Below are 25,745 nucleotides of genomic sequence, written 5' to 3'. Positions count from 1 at the left end.
AGACGTGGGGAAGGGAGTTTCCTTCAACGCCCTCTACTGCGGGGAACCCCCCCCTCACCGGAGGGGGAGGAGTGTGGGGGGCCCACCCCCGGGAGGGGTCCCCGGCCCTTCACGGAGGACGACTACAGGTTGACCGGGTAGGTCGGTTCCTGGATCTCGGGCTTGATGCGGTTCTCGACGAAGATGCCGTGCCAGATCATGAAGACGATCAAGGTCCAGAGGCGGCGGCTGTGGTCGACCGGGCCGGTGCGGTGGGCCTCCAGCATGGCCAGGATGGCCTGCTTGTTGAGCAGGTGGTCGGTGCCGGACTCGGTGATCTGGGCGCGGGCCCAGTCGTAGAGCTCCGGGCCGCGCAGCCAGTGGCGCAGGGGGACCGGGAAGCCGAGCTTGGCGCGGTTGAGGACGTGCGGGGGCACGATGTCCGTGAGCGCCTGGCGCAGGGCGTATTTGGTGGTTTCCTTGGTGATCTTCTGGTCGACCGGGATCTTCTCGGCGACCTTGAAGACCTCGGGGTCCAGGAAGGGGACGCGCAGTTCCAGGGAGTTGGCCATGGTCATCTTGTCGGCCTTGACCAGGATGTCGCCGCGCAGCCAGGTGAACAGGTCCAGGTGCTGCATGCGCGCCACCGGATCCCAGTGGTAGCCCTGCATGGCGTAGATGGGGGCGGTCACGTCCTGGTGGGTCCACTCGGGGTGGAATTCCCGCAGCACCGAACGCAATTGGGCGTCGTTGAAGCTGCGGGCGTTGCCGTAGTAGCGCTCTTCCAGGGTGAGCGAGCCGCGGTGCAGCAGGCTCTTGCCGCGGGTGCCCTCCGGAATCCGGTCCGACAGCCTGCCCGCCAGCTTGCGCAGCGGCTTGGGCAGGAATTCGAAGGGCTTGAGCGACAGCGGTTCCCGGTAGATGGTGTAGCCGCCGAACAGCTCGTCGGAACCCTCGCCCGACAGCACCACCTTGACGTGCTTGCGGGCCTCCTTGGCCACGAAGTACAGCGGCACCAGCGCCGGGTCGGCCACGGGCTCGTCCAGGTACCAGACGATCTCGGGAATGGCGGCAGCGTACTCCTCGGGGGAGACCATGCGGATGTAGTGCTTGGCGCCGATGGCCTCGGCGGTCTCGGCCGCCACGTCGGCCTCGGAGTAGCCCTGCCGCTCGAACGCCGAGGTGAAGGTCAGCAGGTTCGGGTTGTGCCGAATGGCCAGCGCCGCAATGGCGGTGGAGTCGATGCCGCCGGACAGGAACGCGCCGACGGTGACGTCCGCGCGCATGTGCTTGGCGACGGAGTCCTCGAGTGCCTCCGCGATTTCCCGGTACCGCTTGGCCTCCGAGCCCGCCGCGAACTTCTGCACCCGGAACTGCGGGTTGAAGTAGCGGGTCACCCGCGGGGTCTCGCCCGGCTCGACCCAGGCGTAGCAACCGGATTCGAGGCGGCGGACGTCCTTGTGCAGGGTCTCGGCCTCGGGCACGTACTGCAGCACCGTGTAGTGCTCGAGCGCGCGCGGGTCCAGGTCGTCGGAAAGCTCCAGCGCCGGAAGCAGACCCAGCAGGCTCTTCTTCTCGCTGGAGAAGGCGGTGCCGCCGGCGCCGGTGGCGATGAACAGCGGCTTGATGCCGAACGGGTCGCGCGCCAGGAACAGCTTGTTCAGCTGCGTGTCCCAGATCGCGAAGGCGAACATGCCGCGCAGCCGGCTCGGGGCCTTGGCGCCCCAGTAGTGGAAGGCGGCCATGATGGCCTCACCGTCGCCCTCGGTGCGGAACATCGGCTCATCGCCGAACTCCGCCTCGTGCGCCTCCTTCAGCTCGGCGCGCAGCTCGAGATAGTTGTAGATCTCGCCATTGAAGGTCATGGCGTACCGCTCGGGGTTCTCCGGCGGACCCCAGCGCAGCGGCTGGTGCGAGTGCTCGATATCGATGATCGACAGGCGGTTGAAGCCGAAGATCATGCGGTCGTCGTTCCAGGTGCCGCGCTCGTCGGGGCCACGATGGCGCTGGCAGTGCAGGGCCTCGTACACCTGTGCCGCGGTGGTTTCGACCGTCCGCCCATCCGGAGTAGTAGCCGTTGTAGCTGTCAGAAATCCGAGCAGACCACACACTGCGCCGAGAACCTCTTTCCGGGGTCTAGGGATTGGGGCGTACCCGTACGGGCACGCTGGACGCGAAACCTACTGCCCGAGTATGCCGTACCCGGGCAGATCCCGCCGCCAGAGGCCGTATCCACTGCATATGAGGTTTCCGGAGTGTCGAAAGGGACCCAGTCACAACGGGGGGCGTTCTTTGGTCTACGCTGCGTAGTACTTGGGAAACTCTCAGGGTCGGTTGCGCGTTCGCGCGTATCCTCCCCGAGGTCCAGAACTGTGCTGAAAATGTGTCGCCCGGCGGAAGGGAGTCCGGGCGACGCGGTGTCGGAATGACGACCAGGAAGGCGTTGAGCGTGGCGCACAAGGCGAGCGAGGCGATAGGGGCACGACCCGCCCGGGGTCGGCGGGGCCGCATCCTTCGGCGGGCCGGGCTGGCGGTGTCCTTGGGGATGACCGCGATGCTCGTCTCCGGCTGCTCGATCGACAACCCGTGGCTTCGGTTCGGCTGGCCTTCGGGCATCACGCCGCAGGCCACCCGCATGCGCGAGCTGTGGACCTGGTCCGTGCTCGCCGCCCTCGCGATGGGCGTGCTGGTGTGGGGCCTGACCTTCTGGACCATCGCGTTCCACCGCAAGAAGCCGAACTCCCCGGAGTTCCCGCGGCAGACCGGTTACAACGTGCCGCTGGAGCTGAGCTACACGGCGATTCCGTTCGTGATCATCGCCGTGCTGTTCTACTTCACCGTGGTGGTGCAGAACTACGTCCACGAGAAGGTCGGTAACCCGGACGTCGTGGTCGACGTGACCGCGTTCCAGTGGAACTGGAAGTTCGGTTACCAGAAGGTCGACCTCAAGGACGGCAGCCCGGTCTACGACGGCGTCGACACCGAGCGCCAGGACATGAACCAGGACATCAAGGACCGCTACAAGGAAGCGACCAAGGATGGCCACCCGCAGCCGGGCCCGAACAACGGCCTGCCCGCGAACGACATCTCGTACCTGCACTACGACAAGGTCGAGACCGTCGGCACCTCCAACGAGGTTCCGGTGCTGGTCCTGCCGTCCGGCAAGAACATCGAGTTCCAGCTGGCCGCCGCGGACGTCATCCACTCGTTCTGGGTGCCGGAGTTCCTGTTCAAGCGCGACGTGATGCCGAACCCGAAGCAGAACAACTCGGACAACGTCTTCCAGATCACCAAGATCGAGAAGGAAGGCGCGTTCGTCGGCCGGTGCGCCGAGATGTGCGGCACCTTCCACTCGATGATGAACTTCGAGATCCGCGTGGTGTCCCCGGCGGACTTCCAGAAGTACATGGACGCGCGGATCAAGGACCACAAGACCAACGCCGAGGCGCTGGCCAGCATCGGTCAGTCGCCGGTGGCGACCTCCACCAAGCCGTTCAACACCGACCGCAAGGCGCGCGGTAACGAACTCGCCGACGCCAAGTGAGGATGAACTGACATGAAGGTCGAAGCTCGCATCTTCGAACTGATCACGGTGTTCTTCGTGATCGTGGCCGTCGTGTACGGCTACTTCACCGGCCGCTCGCGCACCGGCGTCGAGTGGGCGGGTACCACCGCCATCGTGCTGTCGGCGGGCCTGGCCCTGATCGTGGCCACCTACTTCCGCTTCGTCGCCCGTCGTCTGGACCTGCGTCCCGAGGACTACGAAGAGGCGGAGATCGTCGACGGCGCCGGCGACCTGGGCTTCTTCTCGCCCGGCTCGTTCTGGCCCATCCTGCTGGCCGGTGCGGGCTCCATCGCCGCCCTCGGCTTCGCGTTCTTCCAGTTCTGGCTGATCGGCCTCGGCGTGATCTGCATCCTGGTCGCCGCCGGCGGCCTGGTGTTCGAGTACCACCTCGGCCCGGAAAAGCACTGACGTAGCTCACGAAGCGCCCCACTCGGAATCCGGGTGGGGCGCTTTGCTGTTCGCACATGGGTTGGGAATGTGACCGGGGGCGAACGGGTTTCGGGCTCGCGGGGTGTGAGTCCGAGAGACTTTCGGTCGAGCTCAGATACCCAGGGCGTGCTTGAGGCGGGTGGTCCGCGGGGACATGGAGGTCAGGCCCAGGAGGGCTCGGGGGAAGCGGGGCTGGATTTGCGGCGGGCGGGTGCGGATGGCGGTTTCGATCCAGCGGGCGGCCTCGGCGGGGTCCAGGGCGGGGTTCTGGGGGAGGTGGGCGGGGGAGCCGGAGTCGAGCGTGAAGGCGGGGTACCGGACCGTGGTGACGTGGATGCCGCGGGGGGAGAGTTCGGCGTCGGCGCATTGGCCGAAGGTGGTCCAGGCGGCCTGGGCGCTGGCGTAGGAGGCGAAATTGGGGGCGGCGCCGGTGTCGGCGCTCCAGGGGCCGACATTCACCACGTGGCCGGAGCCGCCGGCCAGCATGGCGGGCAGCAGGCCGAGGGTCAGGCGCAGGGGTCCGAAGTAGTAGGCGGCCATCATGCGCTGGTAGTCGCGGAAGCGGTCCAAGGATTGCAGCACCGGGCGGCGGGTGGGGCGGCCGGTGTTGTTGACCAGGACGTCGACGGTGTCGAACTCGGTGAGCAGCCACTCGACCAGCTGATCGACATCGCCGAGGGCGGAGATGTCGCAGCGGAACCAGTGGGCGCGGCCCCCGGCCTCGATGATGGTGGCGCACTCCTCGACCAGCTGAGAGCCGTTGCGCGCCACCAGGATTACCTCGGCACCGTGAAAACCCAGTAGTCGCACGGTCTCTCGGCCGATCTCGGAGCAGGCGTCGGTGACGACGATTCGTTTGCCCGCGATGGGGCGTTCCCCCGCAAGGTGTCCGGCGGTGCGGGGACGGCGGGCAGCACGGAATTCGATCATGGGACAGGCAACCTTCATCTGAGGATTGAGCATGAACCATGCACCGACACCCCGCCGACAGTGCCGATACCGCCGCCCCGCCCGGCTGCTAATCGATAGCTGGCAGTGCGGCGGAACACATTCTATTCGGTCGGGTCATAACGCCGGGCGCGTTCGGCGAGACAGATCTCGTCGATTGCGGACACGATGTCCCGCAACAGTTCCGAGGGCAATGCCGCCGGCCGCAACCGGCAGGTGAAGGTGATGAAGCCGTGGTCCTCGTTGTCGAGTTCGCGCAGGTAGCGAGACCGTACGCCATAGGTCATGGCCGAGATGACGGTGAAGCAGCCGGTGCGTTCGCGGTGCCCGGCGAACAGGTCGTGCAGGCCGTGGAAGACCCGGGCGTAGGAGGACAGGGGCGCGAAAACCGAGACGCGGTACGCCGGTCCGCGCTCGGAGGAGCTGATGACGGTGTCGGCCAGGTACTCGGCGTCGCGCAGGGTCAGCACCTTCGGAGCGAACATGAGCGCGCCGGCGGCGGCATTGCGGACCGGCATACCGGCGCGGCCGCCCGCGGATGCGGCGATGGCGCCCAGCGACTTTCGGGCGCGCGCGCCGACCTCGCGGCGGGCGCGCAGCGAGAGGTTGGGGGTGGTGGGGTGCAGGCTCGACCACTGGCCGAAGCGCACGGTGCCCAGCTGCACGGTGCCGGTACCGACCGGCCGGGCAACTTTCAGGGGCGCGGTGTCCACCCAGCGGCCCACCTGCAGCATGGCGTCACCCGGCGACTGGATCTCGCGATAGGAGTGCTCCACCCAGGTGTCGAAGTCCAGGAACCGGTGTGCGTCGGTGGTGAGCCAGGTGCGGTCCTTGTCCACACTGGTGACCTCGAGCGTCAGCGCGGTGATGATCCCGGTGCGCCCGCCGCCGCCCAGGATCCGGCGGAACCGCTCCGCGTGATGGGTGCGCCCGCAGGTGCCGAATCGCCCGTCCTGATCGACGTATTCGAGCTCGACCACATTGTCGCTGAACATGCCGAAGCGATGCGACGCCGCCGACAGCCCGCCCACTGCCGCGAATCCGCCCGCCGTGATGTCCCGATGGTCGCCGACCACGGGCAGCCCGAGCCCGTGCGCGCCCAGCGTCCGGTCGATGTCGTAGAGGCGCGCCCCCGCCTGCACCCGCACCGTCCTGGCGTCGGCGTCCACCACCTGGACCCGGTTCATCTTCCGCAGGCTCAGCACGCTGCCCTGATCGGGCAGCGCGAGCTCGTCCTCCGGCCGTTCCCCACCCCGGATGATCAGCGGTTTCGTCGAACGACGTGAATCCCGAACGGTCCGAACCACATCCGCGGTATCGCGGGGCAGAAATTCGTCGGGGTGGGTGGAGACGGGCGTGCTCATGGCGCTACAGCTAACCATAGTCACGCGCATTGTGCTCGTCCTTGGACGGGCGTCCTAGTGAGCACTGCGCGGACACGCCGTGAACAGCGCGTTTTAGGTTGTGGGACACAGGTTCCCTGCGGGTTTGCGGGCAGCGTTTGTCGCCCCTCGCGCGTAGAGTCCGGGCCATGAGTTTCCTGGGCGGGGTGTTCGGTTCGCCACGAAATCGGTTCGGCAAGAAGGTTTTGGAACAGGTGCTCGGCTACGAGGCCGTGGAGACGGCGCACTTCGATACCGAGGCGTTCGAGATCGGCTACCGGCTGAAGAACGGGTACGTCGCCAAGATGAACCTGGGCACGCTGTACCGCCGGTTCGACGGGAAGATCACCGCCGGGCTGTTCCAGGCCGTCGACAGCCTCATCCTGCCGCCGGAGGCGCCGCAGGGCTGGGAGCAGGTGGCGCCCAGGCTGCGACCGGTGCTGCGGCGGGCCGGGTACGGGTCGGGCACGATCCGGGTCGGTGAGCTGGAGGGGCGGGACCTGGTGCTCTCGCGTCCGGCGCTGCCGTTCCTGATCGAGATGGTGGTCATCGATCTGCCCAGCACCGTGCAATTCGTGACGAAGCAGGAACTGTCGAGCTGGGGCGTGGACGCCGAGCAGGTCTACGCCGTCGCGCACGCCAATCTCACCGAGCTGGCCATGAACACGCTGGAGGCCCTCGAACCGCCGCAGGGGATGCGGGTGATGGACTTCGTCGACGACGACGGCGAGAGCTATGTCGGTTCGCTGCCGCTGGTGGCCGGGTGGCTCGAGGGCGTGCGGGCCCGAACCGCCACGCGCCCACTGCTTTTCCTACCCGGGCACCTGGGCATGCTGGTCGTGCTGGACGCGACGCCCACCGCCCTGCCGCAACTGCTGGCGCTGGCGGCGGAGCGGCTCGAGGGGGCGCTGCGACCGCTGTCCGCGGTTCCGTACACCGTCGACGACAACGGCGACGTGGTTCCGTTCGAGGTGGCCGCGGATCATCCGGTTTACGGGCTCATCCGCCGCGCGCAGGCGCAGCTCGCGGTGGCGGCGTATCACGCGCAGACCGAGCGGCTGCGCGCCGAGGCGGAGCGCGAGGGCGCGATCATGGAACTGCTGCACGTGCGGGCGCCCGACGGCAGCGAGTACACCATGACCTCCTGGACCGACGGGGTCACAAATCTGCTGCCCGCCGCCGACTTCATCTGCTTCGTCACCGGCGACGGCGATGTCTTCCGCGTCGCCTGGGAGGACGTGTCCGGGCTGGTGGCACTGGAACTCGCCGCCGAGTACGACCCGCCGCGCTATCGCGTGCACGACCATCCGCCCGCCGAGATCATGAACCGCCTGCGCACACTCGCCAGCTGACTGTGTGCCCTGCGACCAACTCGGTGCCCTGCAACCACGTCGGTGCGGCGGCGCGCCGTCGGTGTGGCGCGATATCCGCACGATTCTGTCGCCTCGGTCGGCTAGGGTCGCGGCGTGGACAGGGCGCAGCTGACAGCGGACATGGCCGACGGGGCGAGACCGGAGTTCCTCTTCTTCTGGGGGCACACCCGCACCCCCGGCCACGAGGTCGGCAAGTGGGTGCTCAGCCAGTGGTGGCCGGTCGAATTCAGCATCGACGGCCAGAACTACGGCAGCGCAGAGCATTTCATGATGGCCGAGAAGGCCCGCCTGTTCGGCGACGAGGACATGCGCACCCGCATCCTGTCCAGCGACACCCCCGCCGACGCCAAGCGCATGGGGCGCGCCATCTCCGGCTTCGACCAGGACACCTGGGAAGCCCACCGCTTCGACATCGTGCTCCGCGCCAGCATCGCCAAATTCGGCCAGCACGACCAGCTCCGCGACTTCCTGCTCGCCACCGCCGGCAAGGTGCTCGTCGAAGCCGCTCCCCGCGACACCATCTGGGGCATCGGCCTGGGTGCCGACAACCCCTCCGCCGCCGACCCGGCGCGCTGGCGCGGCGAGAACCTGCTGGGCTTCGCCCTCATGGACGCCCGGGACGCCCTGGCCCCGGCCCGCCAGTCCTGACCCGCCCCGCGGTGGGGGAGGATCGGGGGATGGACATGCTGCGGAGTCGTGAGGTGTACGCGAATCGGTGGATCACGCTGCGAGAGGACGTGGTTCGGCAGGCCGACGGGGAGGAGTCGGTGTACGCCTACATCCGGAAGGCGGATTTCGCGATCGTGATTCCGTGGGATGGCGAGCGATTCCACCTGGTCGAGCAGTATCGGTATCCGCTGGGGCGCAGGTGCTGGGAGTTCCCGGGCGGGGCGGTGGCGGGGGAGAGCGATCCGATCGCGGTGGCTCGGCAGGAGCTGCGGGAGGAGACGGGGTTGCGGGCCGGCCGGCTGACGGCGCTGGGGAAGGTGGCGCCCGCCCCGGCCACCAGCACGCACTACGGGACCGTGGTGCTGGCCACCGAGCTGACGGCGGGGCCGCACGAGCGGGAGCCCTCCGAGATGGACATGGAGTCCGCCTGGTTCACCCGGGACGAGGTGGAGGCCATGATCCTGGCGGGCGCGATCGTGGATGCCCAGAGTGTGGCCGCGTATTCCCTGCTGTTGCTGCACGAAAGGCGCGGCGGGCAGTACAGCTAGCCCCGGTCGGCGTGCTCGATGAGGCCCGCGACGACCTCGGGGAAATCGGCGGTGATCTGGGGGCCGATCTCGGGGCCGAGGGTGGCGGCGGCGGGGCCGGTGATCTCGGTGCGGTAGACGACGCGGGTGGCGCCGGAGGGCAGGGCGTCGAGGCGATGCTGGGTCAGCACCTCGAAGCCCTCGCCCAGGAAGACGTCGCTCCAGAGTTCGCCGTCGACGATCTCCACGAAGCGCAGCTCCACGGTGTCACCGTCCGGCGAGGTCATGCGGAAGGTGGTGCCGGGCGCGAAAGGCCCGTCCAGCTCGAAGGTTTCGATGCCGGGATTCCACTCGGGCCAGCGGCTCGGGTCGGACCAGCTGCGCCACAGCGCCTCCCGGGGCACGGTGGTCTCGGCGCTGTGTTCGTACTCCCACATGATCTCGTCCTCGATCGAAGTTCAGTCGGATAGACGGTTTATCACATTCGAAACCTGAAGATCCGCTGAAGGTGAAGCGCGATCGCCCTTGCGCCGTGCCGGGAATGGCGTTCAATCGGCGTCGCGGTCCATGCATCGAAGGGCCGGGGGATTGATCATGGATCGTATTGGTGCACACGACGATACGAAGAGTGATCGATATGCGCGGAAAACTCCGGCCGGCACTGATGGTGGTCGCCCTGCTCACGGCTCCCCTGGCGACCGGCCTGGCCACCGCTCACGCAGCACCCCTGGTGAGCGCCCACGCTGTGCCCGCGGCGGGCGTCACCGCGGCCCGCCACCACGATGGCGACCAGGATCAGGACGGGAACGGCGGTCAGGACGGATCCGGCGGTGGCCAAGGCGGATTCGGCGATCAGAACGGACCCCGCGACCAGGGTGACTGGTGGTTCGTCCACCACTGCATTCAGCAGCACGAGTGGTGGCAGCAGCGCTGCCGGCGCGACGGCCCCGACATGTGGCACCGCGGTGACCCGCAGCCGAACGGCAGCTGGTAGGCCTCACCATTCGATGCGGCCGTACTCCTCCTGTCCCCAGATGTGACCCCAGAACGTTCCCGTCGGGCCGTCGGCGGGCAACGTCGCGAGGTGGACGCTGGGCTCGGCGCCCTGTTCGGCGGTGCGGAAACCGCTGTTGGCGTTGAGATCCGTCGCGGTGTAGCCGGGGTTGGCGGCGTTCACCTTGATGGGGGTGTCCTTCAGTTCGAGCGCGTACAGGACCGTCACCATGTTCACGGCGGTCTTGGACGAGGTGTACGGGATGGCCGAAACCATTTGCGACATGGGGCTGTTCGGATCGGTGCGCCCGGCCAGCGAGCCGACCTCGCTGGACACGTTGACGATCCGGGCCGCCTCGGCGCGCCGCAGCAGCGGCAGCAGGGCATTGGTGACAGCGACCAGTCCGAACACATTGGTCTCGTACACGTGCCGCAGGGTGGCGAGGGTGCCCGACGACGGCTTGCCGTCACCGTCGAGGCCGCCGCTGATGGCGGCATTGTTGACGAGAACGTCGAGCCGGCCGAAGTCCGCTTCGATCCGGGCGGCGGCCGCGGCGATGGACTGTTCGTCGGCGACGTCGATCCGGACGAAGTGGGCGTCCGCGCCCTCGGCCCGCAGTTTGGCGGCGGCGGCCTGCCCGAGTTCGGGATCTCGCGCGCCGAGCAGGACGGTCATGCCGCGCGCGGCCAGCTGCCGGGCGGTCTCGTAGCCGATGCCCTTGTTGGCGCCGGTGATGAATGCTGCTTTGGTCATGCGAAAAGCATCGCCGCACTGGGGTTTCGGTGGGAGGCCCAAGTTGTACCAGGTTGGGGTGGTGGTCAATTGCTTGACTTCCTGTTTCCTTCGATGCATTCCACGCGGAGGCGTGTCCTGGTATCGGGGCCCAGCACGGGCCGGCCGCTTCGGACCACCCGGCACGTGGTGCGAATGTTCTCCTCGCGCAACAAATACTTGATTCGTTGCATCAGATGTGAGTATGTTGCATTCATGAGTGGTCTCGGTCACAACAAAGCTCTCGGCAATCAGGCGGTCGCCCTCGCACGGCGCAAATTCCTCGACGGCGACCGGCTGGACATGCAGAAGCTCGCCGCCGAACTGGGCGTCGACCGGTCGACACTGTTCCGCTGGGTCGGTAATCGGGACCAGCTGCTCGCGACGATCCTGTGGTCTCTGGCCGAACCGACTCACCGCGCCGCGGTGGCGGCGACCACACGCACCGGCGTCGCCCGGATCGCGGACGTGACGCGCATGTTCGGGCAAGCGCTAATCGACGCGCCGTTCTTCCGGACGTTCCTGCGCCGCGAACCCGAACGAGCGCTGCGGCTGCTCACCACCAAGGACAGCCCGGTCCAGCACGAAATCGTCAACGCCATCGAGCGCATGGTGCAGCAGGAACTGGACCGCGGGCACCTCATCCATCCGATGTCCGCGCACGACCTGGCCTACCTGATCGCACGCATCGGCGAATCGTTCATCTACGCCGACCTGATCACCGGAGACGACCCCGACGCAGCCAAGGCCGCCATCGCGGTCGCGGCGCTGTTGGGCGATCCGACCTATACACCGAAAGGGATCCACTCATGACTGTGTCCGGGCAATGCCGCCCCCAATTCGATGAGCTACGAACAACTTTCGAGCGGAACATCGCCTCGGGCGAGGAGCTGGGTGCCTCGATCGTCATCGACATCGACGGCGAGATCGTGGTCGACCTGTGGGGCGGTTACTGCGACAGCGAACGAACCCGGCCCTGGGAGAAAGACACCATCACCAACGTATGGTCCTGCACCAAGACGGTCACCAGCCTGGCAGTGCTGATGCTGGTGGACCGCGGCCTGCTCGACGTGCGCGCACCGGTCGCGGCGTACTGGCCCGAATTCGCCGCCAACGGCAAGGAGCACATCGAACTGCGTCACCTGCTCTCGCACACCTCCGGTGTCTCGGGCTGGGAGGCGCCCTTCGGCCTCGGCGACCTCTACGACTGGGAGCCGGCCAGCTCGCACCTGGCCGCGCAGGCGCCGTGGTGGGAACCGGGAACCGCGTCGGGATACCACGCGCAGAACTTCGGCCAGTTGCTCGGAGAAGTCGTTCGCCGGGTCACCGGCAAGACCCTCGCGCAGTTCGTCACCGAGGAGATCGCCGGCCCCTTGGGCGCCGATTTCCAGATCGGTGCGCGCGAAGCCGATTGGCCCCGCATCGCCGATGTCGTTGCCCCGCCGCCGCTTCCGTTCGAACTCAACGCGCTGCCCCAGGACAACCTCCTGCGCAGAACCCTCGGCACACCCCCGCTCGACGCGGACGCCGCGAACACTGCGCCGTGGCGGCGCGCGGACCTGGGCGCTTACAACGGCCACGGCAACGCACGCTCGCTCGCTCGCATCATGTCCGCCATTCCACGCGGCGGAACCGTCGATGACATCACCTTGCTGTCCCCGGCCACGATCGAGTTGATCTTCCAGGAACAAAGCAACGGACCCGACCTGGTGCTGGGCGTCCCGCTGCGCTTCGGCATCGGGTACGGCCTGCCGCACAAGCGCCTCGTCCCGTACATCCCCGACGAACGGATCTGCTTCTGGGGAGGCTGGGGCGGCTCGATGGTCGTGATGGATCTGGACCGTCGCATGACCATCACCTACGCGATGAACAAGATGGGCGCCGGCCTCATCGGTTCACCCCGAAGCGAGGCGTACCTGCGGACGGTTTATCAGGTGAGCAACGCCTGATCCCGCCGTAACCCTGGCACCGAGCCCGGCCGCCGCTCCTCGAGAGCCGGGTTCGGTATCCGAATCTGCACCCGCTGACGAACAGGATGGCCGTCGGCGCCATTATGGTGCGTTCCACGGAGCGTCTCGTTCCCCAAAAATCGAGACAGCGGCCCACACTGGAGCCATGGCTGACAGGAACGAACTCGCGGCTTTTCTGCGGGCCCGGCGCAATCGGCTGACACCCGGTGAGGTCGGGCTGCCGAACGGAATCAACCGCCGTGCACCGGGATTGCGCCGTCAGGAAGTGGCACAGCTGGCCGGGATCTCGGTGGATTACTACATCCGCATCGAGCAGGCCCGCGGCGCGAAGCCGTCGCGGCAGGTGCTGGCGGCGCTGGCCCGCGCGCTCATGCTCACCGTGGACGAGCGGGAATACCTGTTTCGGATGTCGGGGGAGTCGCCGCCGGTCACGGCCGGGCCGCACAAGACCGTGCCGCAGGCGGTCCGGTCCATCCTCGACAATCTGGCGGCCCCGGCGTATGTGGTGGACGCGACCTATGAGGTGCTCGCCTGGAACCGGGCGGCCACGCCCTTCGTCGGCGATCTCGACACGGTGCCCGAGCACGAGCGCAATATGATCCGGTGGATGTTCCGGGAGGCCGCCGACCATCCGCAGTGGGCCGACGCCGAGACCCGCGACTTCGCCCGCGCCCTGATCGCCGATCTGCGGGCGGCCTATGCCCGGTATCCGGGGCATCCGGCGCTGGCCGTGCTGGTCACCGAACTGCTCGGCACGTCGAAGCGGTTCGCCGACATGTGGGCCGCCCACGATGTGGAGGTGCGCCGGATCCACCGCAAGCGCATCCGTCATCCGGAGCTGGGGCCGCTGGACTTCCACTGCCAGGTGCTGCACATCTCCGACACCGATCAGCGGGTCATCGTCTACTGCGCGACGCCGCACACCCGGACCGCCGCCGTCTTCCAGTCGCTGGCCGCTGCCACCGACCGCTGAAGGTTTGCCAACAATCGTTGGCCAACAAGTGTTGACATGGTTTCGACCGGGTCGTACCGTGTAAATCAACAGACGTTGGCCAACAAATGTTGGCAGAGCCTCAGGAGTCGTCATGAACACCGTCCCCGCCACCGCCTCGGTCGTCATCGTGGGTGCCGGTCCCGCCGGGCTGACCGCGGGCATCGCGCTCGCCGACGCGGGTGTGAACGTGGTGCTGCTCGACAAGCTGGCCGAGGGCGCCAACACCTCCCGCGCGGTCGTCGTGCACGCCCGCACCCTGGAGGTGCTCGAGCAGTTCGGCGTCACCGAGACCCTGCTCGAGCGTGGAATCGTGGTGCCGCACTTCGTGATGCGCGACGGCGACCACGTGCTGGCCCGCATCTCGTTCGACGGACTGCCCACCGCCTACCCCTACACCGTGATGATCGGTCAGGAATCGACCGAGGCAATCCTGCTGGCGCGCCTCGAGAAGGCGGGCGGGCAGGTGTACCGGCACGCCGAGGTCACCGGCGTCGTCCAGGACGCCGACGGTGTCACCGTCTCCTTCACCGACGCCGACGGCGCCGCGAATTCCGTTCGCGCGGACTGGGTCATCGGTGCGGACGGCATGCACAGCCCGGTCCGCGAGGCCGCCGGGATCGGCTTCACCGGCGCCACCTACCCCGAGTCCTTCGTCCTCGCCGATGTCCGCATGACCTGGCCGGACCCGCGCGACGAGGTCTCCCTGCACCTGTCGCCCGAGGGGGTCACGGTCGTCGCGCCGCTGCCCGACCCGCAGCCCGACCGCTTCCGCATCGTCGCCACCGTGGCCGACGCCCCCGAACACCAGGATCTGGCCTATGTACAGGCGCTGGTCGACGCCCGCCGGCCCGGCGCGCACGCGAAGATCGAGGAGATCGTCTGGAGCTCGCGCTTCCGCGTGCACCACCGGGTCGCCGACCACTACCGCGCCGGCCGCATCCTGCTCGCCGGGGACGCCGCGCACGTGCACAGCCCGGCGGGCGGCCAGGGCATGAACACCGGCATCCAGGACGCCGCCATGCTCGGCCGCCTGCTCGCCGCGGTGGTCGCGGGCGCCCCCGAGGCCACCCTCGACGAGTACGAGCTGACCCGTCGCCCGGTGGCGCTGGGCGTGGTCAGCTTCACCGATCGTATGACCCGCATGGCCACCTTGCGTCCGGTGCCCGCCCGGCTGGTCCGCAACCTCGTCATCAGCACTGCCGCCCGCATCCCGGCGTTTCGTCGCAATATGGCCTACCAGCTCTCGGAACTGGCCAATCGCTGACTGCCGCAGCATGATTCGGCGGCCCGCACCCTCGGGTGCGGGCCGCCTGCCGGGTGGGATTCGACGATGACGCCGCGTTCGATCAGTGGCCGTCGCGGTGATCAGTGGCCGTCCCAGGACGCGGGTAACGCCTCAGCCGCGCAGGGACGTGGTGACGGTATCGGCCGCGGCAATGGTGGCGGTGGCCAGCTCGTGCAGGCGGGCGGCGGGGAGATTGGTGTCGGGGCAGGAGACGATCGACGCGATGACCGAGCCGTCGGAGGCGAAGATCGGGGCGGCGACCGAGACGACCGCATTGTGGTCGCCGAGTTCGTCGGGGAGATAGTCGATGGTGATGAGGTCGGCGATCATGGCGCTGAGACGGTGCCGCAGCGGATCGGTGACAGGGGAATGGCGAAGTGCCCCCAGGGCTTCCAGCATGGGGGCGGACTCATCGGCGAGTCGTTCGACGGAGTAGCCGCGGGCGGCGATGACGTCGAGGACTGCGGTGAGGCGGGGGCGGTGGCGTGGGTCGGCGGCCTGCAGCCAGGTCTCCCGCTCGGATTCCGGTGCCCAGGCGATGAATTCGCGGCAGACCGGCGGCGCGAACGGCATGCGGCGGGCGGGGCGGATCCACGGGACCGACGGGGTGCCGAGCACCTCGGTGATGACGATGGCCTCCTGTTCCCGCTCGGCCAGGAAGATCGGGACGCCGTGCGCGGCGGCCAGCGCGTGCATGGGCTCCACGGCCAGGCGGCGAAGCGGAAAAGCGGTGTCGGCCCGCCGCGCCACGGCCAGTAGTCCGAGGCCGAGGCTGTAGTTCCCCTCGCTGTCGCGCACGGTCCAGCCGTCGGCGGTGAGCTGGGTGAGCACGGCGTGCGCGGTGGCCCGGGACATGCCGGTGGCGCGCACGATGCGGGCCAGTGAGAGGCGCTCGCCGGAATGCCGCGACAGCAGCTCGATCGCCTGCACGACCCGGTGGGTCGGCGGTGAGGCGGGCGCGGAACCTGCTCCGGCCGCCGTTCCGGGTTCGGAAGCCACAGGGGCGGTGGTGGATTCAGGCAACTCGATCCCTGCTGGTGTCGGTCCCGGCGCTGCGGGAGGTTCGCGCCCGATCGTATCGGCCGGGGTATCGGTCATCCGCACCGGAGTGGCCCGGATCCGGTGTGCCCGAGCTACTCCGATGCGCGGCGGCAACGACTCCGATACGCGGCAATTCGGGCGCGGGTATTGACCGTCGCCCGGGTACCGACCTATCGTCGGTGTCACATTATCGAACAATAGCGTCGAATATTCGACACCGCAAGGTCGAATGACCGGACGGATCGGATGACGCGGCGAATGGGACGAGAGATGCGCACGGGATATGAGCTGTCGCACCTGAACGCCTTGGAGGCGGAATCGGTGCACATCATCCGGGAGGTGGCGGCCACCTTCGAGCGGCCGGTGCTGCTGTTCTCCGGTGGTAAGGACTCGGCGGTCATGCTGGAGCTGGCGCGGCGGGCGTTCTGGCCCGCGCCGCTGCCGTTCCCCTTGCTGCACATCGATACCGGGCGCAATTTCGACGAGGTCATCGACTTCCGGGATCGCACCGTGGCGCGGCTGGGCGCCCAGCTGCTGGTCGGCAGCGTGCAGGACGATATCGACGCGGGCCGGGTCACCGAACGGCCCGGTGAGACCCGAAACCGGCTGCAGACCACCACCCTGCTGCGCACCATTCGCGAGCACCGCTTCGACGCGGTATTCGGCGGGGCGCGCCGCGACGAGGAGAAGGCGCGCGCCAAGGAGCGGGTGTTCAGCTTCCGCGACGAGTACGGCGCGTGGGAACCGCGGGCCCAGCGCCCCGAGGTGTGGAACCTCTACAACGGCCGGCACCGCAAGGGCGAGCACATCCGGGTGTTCCCGCTGTCGAACTGGACCGAGCTCGACATCTGGGAGTACATCGACCAGGCCGAGGTGGAGCTGCCGTCGCTGTACTACGCGCACCGGCGCACCGTGGTGGCGCGCGACGGAATGCTGCTGGCGGACAACCGATTCCTGGAGTTCGGCCCGGAGGAGAAGCGCTTCGAGGCCACCGTGCGCTTCCGGACCCTCGGCGATGCCGACTGCACCGGTTGCGTGGAATCCACCGCGGCCGACCCCGCCGAGGTGATCGCCGAAACCGCCGCCACCCGGCTGACCGAGCGCGGCGCCACCCGCGCCGACGACCGCATCTCGGAGTCCGGCATGGAAGATCGCAAGCGAGAGGGCTATTTCTGATGCGTCGCAACCTGTTACGACTGGCCACCGCGGGCAGCGTGGACGACGGTAAATCGACCCTCATCGGGCGGTTGCTGTTCGACTCCAAGAGCCTGTTCAGCGATCAGCTGGATGCCATCGAGCGCGCGAGCCTGTCGCGCGGCGGCGACGGACCGGACCTGTCGCTGGTGACCGACGGCCTGCGCGCCGAACGCGAGCAGGGCATCACCATCGATGTCGCGTACCGCTACTTCGCCACGCCACGAAGGAAATTCATCATCGCCGACACCCCGGGGCACGTGCAGTACACCCGGAACATGGTGACCGGCGCGTCCACCGCCGACCTGGCGCTCATCCTGGTCGACGCGCGCAAGGGCGTCTCCGAGCAGACCCGCCGCCACGCCTTCCTGTCCTCGCTGCTGGGGGTCGGGCACCTGGTGCTGTGCGTGAACAAGATGGACCTGGTCGACTGGTCCGAGCAGCGGTTCGAGGAAATCCGGTCGGAATTCGCGGATTTCGCCACCAAGCTGGATGTCGGCGATCTGAGCTTCATCCCGGTGTCGGCGCTGCACGGCGACAATGTGGTGGATTCGTCCGCGCGCACCGCCGACTGGTACCCGGGCCCGCCGCTGCTGCGGCACCTGGAAGAGGTGCACGTGGCCTCCGACCGCAACCTCATCGACAACCGGCTGCCGGTGCAGTACGTCATCCGGCCGCACGGGGAGAACCAGCGCAGCTACGCGGGCACCGTCGCGGGCGGCATCTTCAAGCCGGGCGACGAGGTCGTGGTGCTGCCGTCGGGGCGCACCAGCCGAGTCAACCAGATCTGGGGGCCGGGCGGCGGGAAGGTCGACGAGGCCTTCACCGGTATGGCGGTGTCGCTGACCCTGGACGACGAAATCGATATCGGCCGTGGCGATATGCTCGCCCGGCCCGGCAACCAGCCGCACACCGATCGTGAGCTCGACGCCATGGTGTGCTGGTTCTCCGACGACACCGAACTGCGGGCCGGCAACTCCTACGCCATCCGCACCGCCACCCAGACCTCCAAGGTGGAGGTGAGCGAGCTGGACTACCGGCTGGACGTGAACACCCTGCACCGGCAGACGGACGCGGATCGGCTGGGGCTCAACGACATCGGGCGCGTGACGATCAAGAGCCGGCAGTCGCTGCTGTTCGACCCGTACCGGGAGAACCGCGCCACCGGCAGCTTCATCCTCATCGACGAGGCCACCGATCAGACGGTGGCCGCGGGCATGATCACCGGACGCTCCACGGGCGCACCGCGGGTCGGGCAGAAGGCCTCGAATGTGGTGTGGCACAGCTCCGCCGTGGAGCGCGGGCAGCGGCTCAGCACCGGCGCGACCGTGTGGCTGACCGGACTGTCGGGCTCCGGGAAGTCCACCATCGCAGTCGAATTGGAGCGGCAGCTCATCGAGTCCGGGCAGCCCGCCTACCTGCTCGACGGGGACAACCTGCGGCACGGGCTGAACAAGAACCTGGGCTTCACCGACGAGGACCGGCGGGAGAACATTCGCCGCGTCGCCGAGGTGGCGGCGCTGTTCGCGGATGCCGGCGTGGTCGCCATCGTGTCGCTCATCAGCCCGTTCCGTGCCGAACGGCGCGAGGCGCGCAAGCTGCACGACTCCAGGAATCTCCCGTTCCGGGAGATCTTCGTGGACACCCCGCTCGCGGAGTGCGAGCTGCGCGACTCGAAGGGCCTGTACAAGCGGGCCCGCGCCGGGGAGCTGCGCGAATTCACCGGCATCAGTTCGCCGTACGAGCGGCCGGAATTCGCCGATCTGACCATCACCCCCTCGGCCGGGACGCCGGCCGAGATCGCCCATCGAATTCGAGAGATCCTAGGAATCGCTGATAGCTGATGACAGATATAGAAAAGGCCGAGCTGCCCCTGACCGAGCCGTTCCTCGCGGCCGTCGCCGAGGCCGAAAAGCTCATCGCCGCCGCCGATTTCATCCGTGACCCGCACGATCTCGCGGAGGGCTACGACTACCTGCAGGGCAGCATTGCCGCCGTCCTGCAGCTGTCGCGGGCGCACGGCACCTCGCACCCGTACCTCGTGACCGCCACCGGGCCCTACACCAAGATGGGCCTGGACAACCCGGACACGCTGTACTACAGCGCCAATATCGAGCCGAATGCGGAATACCTGCTCACCGGCGTGCGCGGCAGCACCGTCGACCTGAGTTTCCAGGTGCTCAAGGGCGATTACACCGCCACCGACGTCCCGAACGGTGACGACGCGTTCGACGACCGGCGGCTGCAGATCAACGAGGACGGCAGCTATCAGCTGCGCTTCGGCCCGCCCAAGGAGAATCCGGAGCCGAACTACTTCGTGCTCGGCGAGGGCGCGTCCATGCTGGCCGTGCGCGAGGTCTACGGCGACTGGAATGCCGAGCGCAAGGGCAGCATTCGCATCGAGCGGGTGGACACCATCGGGACCGCGCCGGTCGAGGCCGGCGTGAAACAGCTGCGCAAGCGGTACCGAGCGGCCGGGCGCATGCTGCTGACCCGGGTGCACACCTGGTTCAACTTCCCGAAATGGTTCTACCTGAACCTGCCGGTCAATACACTGACCGAACCTCGGCTCACGCCGGGCGGCTTGAGCACGCAGTACTCCTCCGTCGGGCATTTCGAGCTGGAGGACGATCAGGCGCTGATCATCACCGTGCCGAAATCCGATGCGCCGTATCAGGGTTTCCAGCTGGGCAGCCGATGGTACGTCTCGCTCGACTACGCCAACCACCAGACCTCGCTGAATCATCAGCAGGCGCAGGTGGATCCGGACGGGATGATCCGCATGGTGGTCTCCGCCCGGAACCCGGGGATCGCCAACTGGATCGAGACCACCGGCCGCAAGCTCGGCATTCTCCAGTTCCGCTGGCAGCGCGTGGATCGCGCGATCACGCCGGAGGACGGGCCGACCATCGAGCTCGTTCCGTTGGACAAGGTGGCCGAACGGCTGCCGCACTACGAACACAATCGAATCGACGAGGCCGGATGGCGCGAGCGGATCGCCGCTCGCCAGCGCGCCTTCGCGGAAAGGATGCTGGGATGACCCGCCTGAAGACGGGACTGCTGGCCGACAAGGTCGTGGTCGTCAGCGGCATCGGGCCCGGTCTCGGTCGCTCCATCGCGCTGGAGGCCGCGGCGGCCGGGGCCAAGGTCGTGCTGGCGGCGCGCACCGAGTCGCGGCTGAAGGAGGTCGCCGACGAGATCGCGGCCGAGGGTGGCGCGGAAACGCTCTGCGTGCCCACCGATATCACCGATGAGGCCACGGTCCAGAACCTGGCGAAGCAGACCCTCGAGACCTTCGGCCGGGTCGACGCGCTGGTGAACAACGCGTTCAAGGTGCCGTCCATGAAGCCGCTGGCGCGCACCGACTTCGAGCAGATCCGCGAGAGCGTGGACCTGACCGTGCTCGGCAATCTCCGCATGACGCAGGCGTTCACCGACGGGCTGGCCGAGACCAAGGGCTCGGTCGTCATGGTCAACTCCATGGTGCTGCGGCATTCCGAACCCCGCTACGGCAGCTACAAGGTCGCCAAGGCGGCACTGCTGGCCATGTCGCAGACTCTGGCGACCGAGCTGGGCGAGAAGGGGATTCGCGTCAACAGCGTGCTGCCCGGCTACATCTGGACCGACCAGCTGAAGTGGTACTTCAGCGAGATCGCCAAGAAGTACGGCATCACCGAGGAGCAGGTCTACCAGCAGACCGCGTCCAAGTCCGACCTGAAGCGGCTGCCGCTGCCCGACGAGATCGCCCAGACCATCGTCTTCCTCATGTCGCCGTGGGCCAATGCCATCACCGGGCAGACCATCGACGTCAACTGCGGCGAATACCACGTCTGAGCAAGGAGTTTCACCACTATGAGCGGACGTACCAACGTCGGCACCGTCGAGGATCTGCACCACTCGGCGTCGAAAGTCAGCGGCCTCACCGACTTCGGGTCCGACGACTACCTGGAGGCGCTCGGCGTCCTGCTGGAGTCCTACCAGCGTGACGCCGGGCTCACCGAGCTCGGCTCCAAGATGAGCCGGTACTTCCTGCGCGGGGCGCTCGTCGCGCGTGCCCTGAGCGAAGCCTCCTGGCAGGCCAACCCGGCCTACACCGAAACCCAGGTCACCAGGCCGATTTTCGTGACCGGGCTGCCCCGCACCGGCACCACTGCCCTGCACCGGCTGCTCGCCGCCGACCCGCAGCACCAGGCCCTGGAGATGTGGCTCGCCGACTTCCCGCAGCCGCGGCCGCCGCGCGAGACCTGGGCCGACAATCCGGTCTACCAGGCGGTCGACAAGGGGTTCGCCCAGCACCGGATCGAGAACCCGGAATTCATGGGCGTGCACTACATGACCGCCGCCGAGGTCGAGGAGTGCTGGCAGCTGCTGCGCCAGACGGTGAAATCCATCTCCTACGAGTCGCTGGCCTACCTGCCGAGCTACTCGCAGTGGCTGCGCAAGCAGGACTGGACGGATGCCTATGCGCGGCACAAGGCGAACCTGCAGCTCATCGGCCTGGGTGACAACCGGCGCTGGGTGCTGAAGAACCCCAGCCACCTGTTCGCCCTCGACGCCCTGATGAAGGTGTATCCCGACGCGCTGATCATCCAGACCCACCGCGACCCGGTCACCATCGTCGGCTCCTCGTGCAGCCTGTCCGAGCAGGCCACCGCGGGCTGGTCCACCACCTTCGTCGGCGAGAAGATCGGTGAATCACAGCTCGAACTGTGGTCCCGCGGCCTGCGCGAATTCAATACCGCGCGAGCCCGGTACAACCCGGACCAGTTCATGGACATCGAATTCGACGAACTCCGCGCCGACCCCTTCGCCACGGTCGAGAAGATCTACTCGAAGTTCGGCCTGGACTACACGGATTCGGCCCGCACCGCCATGACCACCCTCGACGAGGAGAGCAAGTCCGGCGACCGCAAACCGGTCCACAAGTACTCCCTGGCCGACTACGGCCTCACCGAAGACCAGGTCCGAGCCGAATTCGAGCTCTGACCAACCGATATCCGACAGCCGGACGCGCACCCGCGCGCCCGGCCGTCGGCGGTTTTCGGTGGCGTTCAAGCATCCACCGCCGCAACAGAACTGAGCGTGGCGCGCTGCGGTGGGCACACCGTAGCCAGACTTCCGCCTCGGTTGCTGATGCTCCCGCCGAATCAGCGGCCGAGTTCGCGACCGCCGCCGGGTCTGCGGCTGCCGTCGAGGCTGTGGCGGCTCCGGCCCCCAGGCCGGGTGGGCTCGCCATGAAGGGCGGCCTCGAGGCGCCCGGTGGCAACGGTCTGCAGATGAAGGGTGGCCTGAAGGTACCGGGTGTGAAGGGTCCGACCGCCGAATCCGCCTCCGCCGCTGCGGCTCCCGCTGAGTCCGCTCCTGCCGAGGCTCCGGCTGCGAAGCCGGGGTGGGCTTGCCATGAACGCGTCAGAGTGAATACCTGCGCTTGGATCCGGCTTTGGCCTTCAGTTGGCTGATCAGGGCGACCGCCAGGGGGCTGCCGCCTAGCGGTAGTCCACAATCATCGGTATCCCGTGCGTCATCGTGTGGCGCGTCCCCTCCTCGAGGCGAAAGACGTCGCAGTGAGTGGCCAGCACCTCGATATCCTGGCTACTCAAATGACCAGCACCTGGCAGGAGCACCGCATCGGCGTCTTCGCGAATGATCCGGTTGACCATCCGAACGTAATTGCTTTCGCAGTGGGCATCCTCGAAAAAGCTAGCCGTCCATGTGAATCCGAGACGTGCCGCCTCGCGCATCATCTCGTCTTCGTGCCTCCCCACATCGTCGCCGGATGCTGCACGCAGGACGAACCCGATCGCACGCCTCATTGTGAAACTCCCGCGTACTCGCGATACTCGCCGTCGGCGAATAACAACTCGGCCGGTCGAACGCCACCGCGCAGGACTCTGGAGCGTGGCCACCGCGAGTCCGGTTCGCACCAGCCGCATCAGTGCCCGCCGAATCGACGATTGAGGGAGCCTCGTAGCGCGGCTGAGCTGACCAACGGTCAGCCCAGCCGTCGTACTCGAAATCGGCAGAGCACCCATCACTTTCGCCTCTGGGGCAGTCAGGGCCACCTCTTCACACTCGGCGGACATGAATTCATCGCCTACGGCGTCAGGCTCCGCTGAAGGAGCCTTTTGACTGGACGTGTGCAGGGCACGACCATGAGGGGCGTTGGCGCAACTAATCGCAACCTCACAGGCAGGTGGGTCGCCATGCATCTGACGTTCATTGCTAAGGATCCAGGCTCGAATCCGACCGGTTCGCCGACGCTGTATCGCACCGACAGGGGTTCATGAATGGTGCAAGGCTGGGTGATCACAGATCCGGAAGCCCTTGCCCAGATGGATATTCCAGCAGGCGAGACGTGCGTCGAGATCCCGGACCGGTTGGTTCCGTTCTTTGGGCAGGGAGCTGGTGACCTCGATAAGCGATGACGAGTTCGATCGACTTCTGACTGATTTCGAGCAGGAGTCGATCCATCTGGAGACCCGCGACGCCTACGGCACCGTTGTCGAGTTGCCGCACATGGCGAAGTGGGCTGCCGGCGAACCCGATGACGCGGAATGGCTGCAAGACTGGTGCGCGACCCTGCGCGACCGGGCCGAGGCCCGGCGGTCCATTCGGCGCGCTCGCATCGTGTCCGAACCCCTCAGCGACTACCAACGCTGGTCGTACAGCATCGCTTTGCCCATGATCAATGCCGGTGAGGACATCCGATGGATCCCGCGACGCCTCGTCTCATCAATCGCCATGCCCGGCAACGACTTCTATCTGTTCGATGATCGGTTGGTCGTATTCCTTCACTACGCGGGGAACGGTCTGTCGACCGGCAAGACCACCTCGACGGATCCGGACGATATCCGGTTGTGCGGCACAGCCTTCGAGGCAGTGTGGACGCTGGCGATACCCCACCGTGACTACCAGCCCCTCTAGTACAGCGCAGGAGGCTCGGCGAGCGCTCGGGGCCCGGTTACGCGATCTTCGCAAAGTCGCGGGCCTCAGCGTGCGTGAACTGGCGCAGGAAACCGGGCAGCACTACACACGTGTGTCGAAGATCGAGAACGGCGTCCGGTCACTCACTGATCAGGGCGTCCGAGGCTGATGTCGCGTTTGTCGTGCCGACGAACACGTCATCGACCTCGTTGCCACTCTGCGCGTGGTAGATTCGGCCAATCTGGAGTTCCGGCGGCAGAGCCGTGCGGGATTGAGGCGTCTTCTTGGCGCGCATACTCAGCAGCGATACGAGCAGACGAGCGTGTTCCGGATCTACGAGCACAACGTGATCCCGGGCCTGTTCCAGACGGCCGAGTATTCCGCGGCGATGTTGTCGTTCTGGATTCGTTTTCTTGGTGCGCCGAACGACCTCGACGAGGCTGTCGCGGTGCGGATGCGGCGGCAACGGGTTCTTCAACGCGGCGGAATGACATTCGTGGCCCTGCTCGAGGAGCAGGCGTTGCGAACCTGGTTCGGAGACGCCGAGGTGCAGGCCGGTCAACTTGGCCGGTTGCTCGAGCTGATGGCACTGCCGAACATCTCGCTCGGCATCATCCCGCTGATGATCGAGCGCAGTTGTGCTGCCTCGACAGGGTTTTGGATATTAGACGATGACCTGGTGGCCCTAGAGACACCCACGGCGAGCATCCAGATAACCCAGCCCGCGGAGTGCCGACTGTATGCGCGGATGTTCGAGGAACTGAAGCGCTCGGCAGATTACGGTCGCGATGCCTGCCGGCTGGTCCGGAATGCATTGACTGAGCTCGATCAGTAGTTGGTCGCCCGTTCCGGAGTGGTTCTGAACCTAACGAGAACGACGAGGGCCCAATCGATTCGTGCCTCAGGCTTGCCCGATCTGGCACGGGCGCTCGGTTCCACGCTCGGCGATTTGACCGGCCATGTACAAGACGACTCGGCGCTCGTCGTCGACGTCGAGCAACTCTCTGACTCCAATCTGTTTGCTGAACCGATGCAGTTCCACTGTTTGCTATGAGATCGGCTCCGGCGCAACGATCTCCGTTGCGCCGGAAACGGGCGGAGCGTCTGGAATCGCTGACCCGGTCCTCACCGCCAGGTCGATCAGCTAACCGTTCGAGGAGACTGCGATGTCGGAGTCCACACGCCACGCCAATCTGTCTGTCTATGCCGCTGGCGCGCTCGCTGAATACGTCTGCCAGGCCGAGCCGCTGGGCATGACCACCCGCCGTGTCCAGCAGCTGCGCGACCTACGCGACGGGGCGCGCCGCAACCGGGCCAGCCGATCCCGATCCACCCACCTGGACGCCAGGGCATATCGAATATTGTTCGATCCCACTATAATTGCCGCATGACCGCCCGCGAGGGACTTCCGCTCGAAGCGGTTCCCGTGCAACAAGTCATGGTCGGCGACTGCATGATCGACGGATACGCCAGCGATACTAGAGATCTGTTTGACGTTACCGAGATCGAGGTTTTCGATACCTGCAAGGGCGCCTTGTGGATTCTTCGATCACACCGAACCAATGGCACCGTGGACGAATTAGCCTTCGAACCAGACGAACTCGTCCTGCGAGTGGTACGCCGCAGCCGACCCAATTCCGCCGGGCCGTGACCGAGGCGCACCACTCGGTAGATCGTTGCTAGATCCCGTCTAGGTGTTC

General features: G+C 67.1%; 28 protein-coding genes. 20 read left to right on the top strand and 8 right to left on the bottom strand.

All coding sequences use genetic code 11. The features are described 5' to 3' along the window. Nucleotides 1-122 precede the first annotated feature (122 nt). Nucleotides 123-2,090 carry an asparagine synthase (glutamine-hydrolyzing) gene (gene asnB, locus ACFXN1_RS10750; protein ID WP_379446628.1) on the bottom strand — a complete coding sequence of 656 codons (1,968 nt, stop codon included), beginning with the start codon at nt 2,088-2,090 and terminating at the stop codon, nt 123-125. A gap of 314 nt (nt 2,091-2,404) precedes the next feature. Between asnB and ACFXN1_RS10745 the strand changes: the two genes are divergently transcribed. Together ACFXN1_RS10745 and ACFXN1_RS10740 are read left to right on the top strand one after the other, a co-directional pair. Then, nucleotides 2,405-3,523, top strand: a complete 1,119-nt coding sequence (locus ACFXN1_RS10745) for a cytochrome c oxidase subunit II (protein WP_379402570.1) — start codon at nt 2,405-2,407, stop codon at nt 3,521-3,523. A gap of 12 nt (nt 3,524-3,535) precedes the next feature. Continuing rightward, on the top strand, nt 3,536-3,952 hold the full coding sequence (locus tag ACFXN1_RS10740; RefSeq protein ID WP_354847810.1) for a cytochrome c oxidase subunit 4: 417 nt from the start codon (nt 3,536-3,538) through the stop codon (nt 3,950-3,952). 132 nt (nt 3,953-4,084) lie between these two features. Here ACFXN1_RS10740 and ACFXN1_RS10735 read toward each other — a convergent pair whose 3' ends face one another. Both ACFXN1_RS10735 and ACFXN1_RS10730 read right to left on the bottom strand, forming a co-directional pair. Further along, nucleotides 4,085-4,903, bottom strand: coding sequence for an SDR family NAD(P)-dependent oxidoreductase (locus tag ACFXN1_RS10735; RefSeq protein ID WP_379446339.1), 819 nt, complete (start codon nt 4,901-4,903; stop codon nt 4,085-4,087). Between the two features lie 122 nt (nt 4,904-5,025). Beyond that, nucleotides 5,026-6,285: an FAD-dependent oxidoreductase gene (locus ACFXN1_RS10730; protein ID WP_379446340.1), complete on the bottom strand. Its 1,260-nt coding sequence runs from the start codon at nt 6,283-6,285 to the stop codon at nt 5,026-5,028. A 167-nt stretch (nt 6,286-6,452) separates the two neighbouring features. Between ACFXN1_RS10730 and ACFXN1_RS10725 the strand changes: the two genes are divergently transcribed. The 3 genes from ACFXN1_RS10725 (at nt 6,453) to ACFXN1_RS10715 (ending at nt 8,893) form a co-directional block, all read left to right on the top strand. Continuing rightward, nucleotides 6,453-7,655 (top strand): hypothetical protein, encoded by a 1,203-nt coding sequence (locus ACFXN1_RS10725; RefSeq protein ID WP_379446341.1) that lies wholly within the window; start codon nt 6,453-6,455, stop codon nt 7,653-7,655. Nucleotides 7,656-7,769: 114 nt separating this feature from the next. Next, nucleotides 7,770-8,324, top strand: a complete 555-nt coding sequence (locus ACFXN1_RS10720; protein ID WP_379446342.1) for an NADAR family protein — start codon at nt 7,770-7,772, stop codon at nt 8,322-8,324. A gap of 29 nt (nt 8,325-8,353) precedes the next feature. Beyond that, entirely contained in the window at nt 8,354-8,893 is a 540-nt protein-coding gene (locus ACFXN1_RS10715; protein ID WP_379446343.1) for an NUDIX domain-containing protein, read from the top strand. Here the strand turns inward: ACFXN1_RS10715 and ACFXN1_RS10710 are convergent. Then, nucleotides 8,890-9,309, bottom strand: a complete 420-nt coding sequence (locus ACFXN1_RS10710) for an SRPBCC family protein (RefSeq protein WP_354847826.1) — start codon at nt 9,307-9,309, stop codon at nt 8,890-8,892. The two genes, ACFXN1_RS10715 and ACFXN1_RS10710, sit on opposite strands and share 4 nt — an antisense overlap. 200 nt (nt 9,310-9,509) lie before the next feature. Between ACFXN1_RS10710 and ACFXN1_RS10705 the strand changes: the two genes are divergently transcribed. Then, nucleotides 9,510-9,866, top strand: coding sequence for a hypothetical protein (locus tag ACFXN1_RS10705; RefSeq protein ID WP_379446344.1), 357 nt, complete (start codon nt 9,510-9,512; stop codon nt 9,864-9,866). A 3-nt stretch (nt 9,867-9,869) separates the two neighbouring features. Here ACFXN1_RS10705 and ACFXN1_RS10700 read toward each other — a convergent pair whose 3' ends face one another. Further along, the gene (locus ACFXN1_RS10700) at nt 9,870-10,619 is read right to left on the bottom strand and encodes an SDR family oxidoreductase (RefSeq protein WP_379446345.1); all 750 of its coding nucleotides are present in this window, start codon (nt 10,617-10,619) and stop codon (nt 9,870-9,872) included. 234 nt (nt 10,620-10,853) lie between these two features. On the opposite strand from ACFXN1_RS10700, the gene ACFXN1_RS10695 reads away from it, so the two are divergent. The 4 genes from ACFXN1_RS10695 (at nt 10,854) to ACFXN1_RS10680 (ending at nt 14,865) form a co-directional block, all read left to right on the top strand. Then, a complete protein-coding gene (locus ACFXN1_RS10695; RefSeq protein WP_379446346.1) occupies nt 10,854-11,450 on the top strand; it encodes a QsdR family transcriptional regulator in 597 nt (198 codons plus the stop codon). After that, on the top strand, nt 11,447-12,586 hold the full coding sequence (locus ACFXN1_RS10690) for a serine hydrolase domain-containing protein (protein ID WP_379463548.1): 1,140 nt from the start codon (nt 11,447-11,449) through the stop codon (nt 12,584-12,586). The genes ACFXN1_RS10695 and ACFXN1_RS10690 overlap by 4 nt, the downstream gene beginning before the upstream one ends. 166 nt (nt 12,587-12,752) lie before the next feature. Then, nucleotides 12,753-13,580: a helix-turn-helix transcriptional regulator gene (locus ACFXN1_RS10685; protein ID WP_379446701.1), complete on the top strand. Its 828-nt coding sequence runs from the start codon at nt 12,753-12,755 to the stop codon at nt 13,578-13,580. 112 nt (nt 13,581-13,692) lie between these two features. After that, a complete protein-coding gene (locus ACFXN1_RS10680; RefSeq protein ID WP_379446700.1) occupies nt 13,693-14,865 on the top strand; it encodes an FAD-dependent monooxygenase in 1,173 nt (390 codons plus the stop codon). A 132-nt stretch (nt 14,866-14,997) separates the two neighbouring features. Here the strand turns inward: ACFXN1_RS10680 and ACFXN1_RS10675 are convergent, their stop codons facing one another. Then, nucleotides 14,998-15,885: a helix-turn-helix domain-containing protein gene (locus ACFXN1_RS10675; RefSeq protein WP_379436961.1), complete on the bottom strand. Its 888-nt coding sequence runs from the start codon at nt 15,883-15,885 to the stop codon at nt 14,998-15,000. A 312-nt stretch (nt 15,886-16,197) separates the two neighbouring features. On the opposite strand from ACFXN1_RS10675, the gene cysD reads away from it, so the two are divergent. Genes cysD through ACFXN1_RS10650 form a run of 5 tightly spaced genes read left to right on the top strand, consistent with a single transcriptional unit; the run spans nt 16,198 to nt 22,107 of the window. After that, a complete protein-coding gene (gene cysD / locus ACFXN1_RS10670) occupies nt 16,198-17,103 on the top strand; it encodes a sulfate adenylyltransferase subunit CysD (RefSeq protein ID WP_354851579.1) in 906 nt (301 codons plus the stop codon). Continuing rightward, nucleotides 17,103-18,965: an adenylyl-sulfate kinase gene (cysC, locus tag ACFXN1_RS10665; protein ID WP_379436963.1), complete on the top strand. Its 1,863-nt coding sequence runs from the start codon at nt 17,103-17,105 to the stop codon at nt 18,963-18,965. The genes cysD and cysC overlap by 1 nt, the downstream gene beginning before the upstream one ends. After that, on the top strand, nt 18,965-20,161 hold the full coding sequence (locus ACFXN1_RS10660) for a hypothetical protein (protein WP_379436964.1): 1,197 nt from the start codon (nt 18,965-18,967) through the stop codon (nt 20,159-20,161). Before cysC ends, ACFXN1_RS10660 begins: the two co-directional genes overlap by 1 nt. Next, nucleotides 20,158-20,955: an SDR family oxidoreductase gene (locus ACFXN1_RS10655; protein WP_379389674.1), complete on the top strand. Its 798-nt coding sequence runs from the start codon at nt 20,158-20,160 to the stop codon at nt 20,953-20,955. Before ACFXN1_RS10660 ends, ACFXN1_RS10655 begins: the two co-directional genes overlap by 4 nt. A gap of 18 nt (nt 20,956-20,973) precedes the next feature. Then, nucleotides 20,974-22,107 (top strand): sulfotransferase family protein, encoded by a 1,134-nt coding sequence (locus tag ACFXN1_RS10650; RefSeq protein WP_379436966.1) that lies wholly within the window; start codon nt 20,974-20,976, stop codon nt 22,105-22,107. A gap of 500 nt (nt 22,108-22,607) precedes the next feature. Here ACFXN1_RS10650 and ACFXN1_RS10645 read toward each other — a convergent pair whose 3' ends face one another. After that, the gene (locus ACFXN1_RS10645; RefSeq protein WP_379436967.1) at nt 22,608-22,934 is read right to left on the bottom strand and encodes a hypothetical protein; all 327 of its coding nucleotides are present in this window, start codon (nt 22,932-22,934) and stop codon (nt 22,608-22,610) included. A gap of 592 nt (nt 22,935-23,526) precedes the next feature. Between ACFXN1_RS10645 and ACFXN1_RS10640 the strand changes: the two genes are divergently transcribed. After that, the gene (locus ACFXN1_RS10640; RefSeq protein WP_379436969.1) at nt 23,527-24,045 is read left to right on the top strand and encodes a DUF6879 family protein; all 519 of its coding nucleotides are present in this window, start codon (nt 23,527-23,529) and stop codon (nt 24,043-24,045) included. Further along, the gene (locus tag ACFXN1_RS10635) at nt 24,026-24,214 is read left to right on the top strand and encodes a helix-turn-helix domain-containing protein (protein WP_379436970.1); all 189 of its coding nucleotides are present in this window, start codon (nt 24,026-24,028) and stop codon (nt 24,212-24,214) included. The genes ACFXN1_RS10640 and ACFXN1_RS10635 overlap by 20 nt, the downstream gene beginning before the upstream one ends. On the opposite strand, the gene ACFXN1_RS10630 is transcribed toward ACFXN1_RS10635, so the two are convergent. Then, nucleotides 24,185-24,340, bottom strand: coding sequence for a hypothetical protein (locus tag ACFXN1_RS10630; protein WP_379437087.1), 156 nt, complete (start codon nt 24,338-24,340; stop codon nt 24,185-24,187). The two genes, ACFXN1_RS10635 and ACFXN1_RS10630, sit on opposite strands and share 30 nt — an antisense overlap. Before the next feature lie 27 nt (nt 24,341-24,367). On the opposite strand from ACFXN1_RS10630, the gene ACFXN1_RS10625 reads away from it, so the two are divergent. The 3 genes from ACFXN1_RS10625 (at nt 24,368) to ACFXN1_RS10615 (ending at nt 25,696) form a co-directional block, all read left to right on the top strand. Further along, on the top strand, nt 24,368-24,880 hold the full coding sequence (locus tag ACFXN1_RS10625) for a DUF5753 domain-containing protein (protein WP_379437078.1): 513 nt from the start codon (nt 24,368-24,370) through the stop codon (nt 24,878-24,880). 331 nt (nt 24,881-25,211) lie between these two features. Continuing rightward, complete coding sequence (locus ACFXN1_RS10620; RefSeq protein ID WP_379436971.1) at nt 25,212-25,436, top strand: hypothetical protein; 225 nt, start codon at nt 25,212-25,214, stop codon at nt 25,434-25,436. Then, nucleotides 25,433-25,696: a hypothetical protein gene (locus ACFXN1_RS10615; protein ID WP_379436972.1), complete on the top strand. Its 264-nt coding sequence runs from the start codon at nt 25,433-25,435 to the stop codon at nt 25,694-25,696. Before ACFXN1_RS10620 ends, ACFXN1_RS10615 begins: the two co-directional genes overlap by 4 nt. The last annotated feature ends 49 nt before the right edge of the window (nt 25,697-25,745 follow it).

The sequence above is a fragment of the Nocardia sp. NPDC059154 genome, assembly GCF_042755705.1.
In the GTDB taxonomy this organism is placed as follows: Bacteria; Actinomycetota; Actinomycetes; order Mycobacteriales; family Mycobacteriaceae; genus Nocardia.
Note: the sequence above shows the minus strand (reverse complement) of the source record. Positions and strands in the feature narration are given on the sequence as shown.

Coding starts and splice junctions, on each gene's coding strand:
- ACFXN1_RS10745 (WP_379402570.1), top strand. CDS start 2,405: ATGACGACCAGGAAGGCGTTGAGCGTGGCGCACAAGGCGAGCGAGGCG.
- ACFXN1_RS10740 (WP_354847810.1), top strand. CDS start 3,536: ATGAAGGTCGAAGCTCGCATCTTCGAACTGATCACGGTGTTCTTCGTG.
- ACFXN1_RS10735 (WP_379446339.1), bottom strand. CDS start 4,903: ATGATCGAATTCCGTGCTGCCCGCCGTCCCCGCACCGCCGGACACCTT.
- ACFXN1_RS10730 (WP_379446340.1), bottom strand. CDS start 6,285: ATGAGCACGCCCGTCTCCACCCACCCCGACGAATTTCTGCCCCGCGAT.
- ACFXN1_RS10725 (WP_379446341.1), top strand. CDS start 6,453: ATGAGTTTCCTGGGCGGGGTGTTCGGTTCGCCACGAAATCGGTTCGGC.
- ACFXN1_RS10715 (WP_379446343.1), top strand. CDS start 8,354: ATGGACATGCTGCGGAGTCGTGAGGTGTACGCGAATCGGTGGATCACG.
- ACFXN1_RS10710 (WP_354847826.1), bottom strand. CDS start 9,309: ATGTGGGAGTACGAACACAGCGCCGAGACCACCGTGCCCCGGGAGGCG.
- ACFXN1_RS10705 (WP_379446344.1), top strand. CDS start 9,510: ATGCGCGGAAAACTCCGGCCGGCACTGATGGTGGTCGCCCTGCTCACG.
- ACFXN1_RS10700 (WP_379446345.1), bottom strand. CDS start 10,619: ATGACCAAAGCAGCATTCATCACCGGCGCCAACAAGGGCATCGGCTAC.
- ACFXN1_RS10695 (WP_379446346.1), top strand. CDS start 10,854: ATGAGTGGTCTCGGTCACAACAAAGCTCTCGGCAATCAGGCGGTCGCC.
- ACFXN1_RS10690 (WP_379463548.1), top strand. CDS start 11,447: ATGACTGTGTCCGGGCAATGCCGCCCCCAATTCGATGAGCTACGAACA.
- ACFXN1_RS10685 (WP_379446701.1), top strand. CDS start 12,753: ATGGCTGACAGGAACGAACTCGCGGCTTTTCTGCGGGCCCGGCGCAAT.
- ACFXN1_RS10680 (WP_379446700.1), top strand. CDS start 13,693: ATGAACACCGTCCCCGCCACCGCCTCGGTCGTCATCGTGGGTGCCGGT.
- cysD (WP_354851579.1), top strand. CDS start 16,198: ATGCGCACGGGATATGAGCTGTCGCACCTGAACGCCTTGGAGGCGGAA.
- cysC (WP_379436963.1), top strand. CDS start 17,103: ATGCGTCGCAACCTGTTACGACTGGCCACCGCGGGCAGCGTGGACGAC.
- ACFXN1_RS10660 (WP_379436964.1), top strand. CDS start 18,965: ATGACAGATATAGAAAAGGCCGAGCTGCCCCTGACCGAGCCGTTCCTC.
- ACFXN1_RS10655 (WP_379389674.1), top strand. CDS start 20,158: ATGACCCGCCTGAAGACGGGACTGCTGGCCGACAAGGTCGTGGTCGTC.
- ACFXN1_RS10650 (WP_379436966.1), top strand. CDS start 20,974: ATGAGCGGACGTACCAACGTCGGCACCGTCGAGGATCTGCACCACTCG.
- ACFXN1_RS10645 (WP_379436967.1), bottom strand. CDS start 22,934: ATGAGGCGTGCGATCGGGTTCGTCCTGCGTGCAGCATCCGGCGACGAT.
- ACFXN1_RS10630 (WP_379437087.1), bottom strand. CDS start 24,340: ATGCGCGCCAAGAAGACGCCTCAATCCCGCACGGCTCTGCCGCCGGAA.
- ACFXN1_RS10620 (WP_379436971.1), top strand. CDS start 25,212: ATGTCGGAGTCCACACGCCACGCCAATCTGTCTGTCTATGCCGCTGGC.
- ACFXN1_RS10615 (WP_379436972.1), top strand. CDS start 25,433: ATGACCGCCCGCGAGGGACTTCCGCTCGAAGCGGTTCCCGTGCAACAA.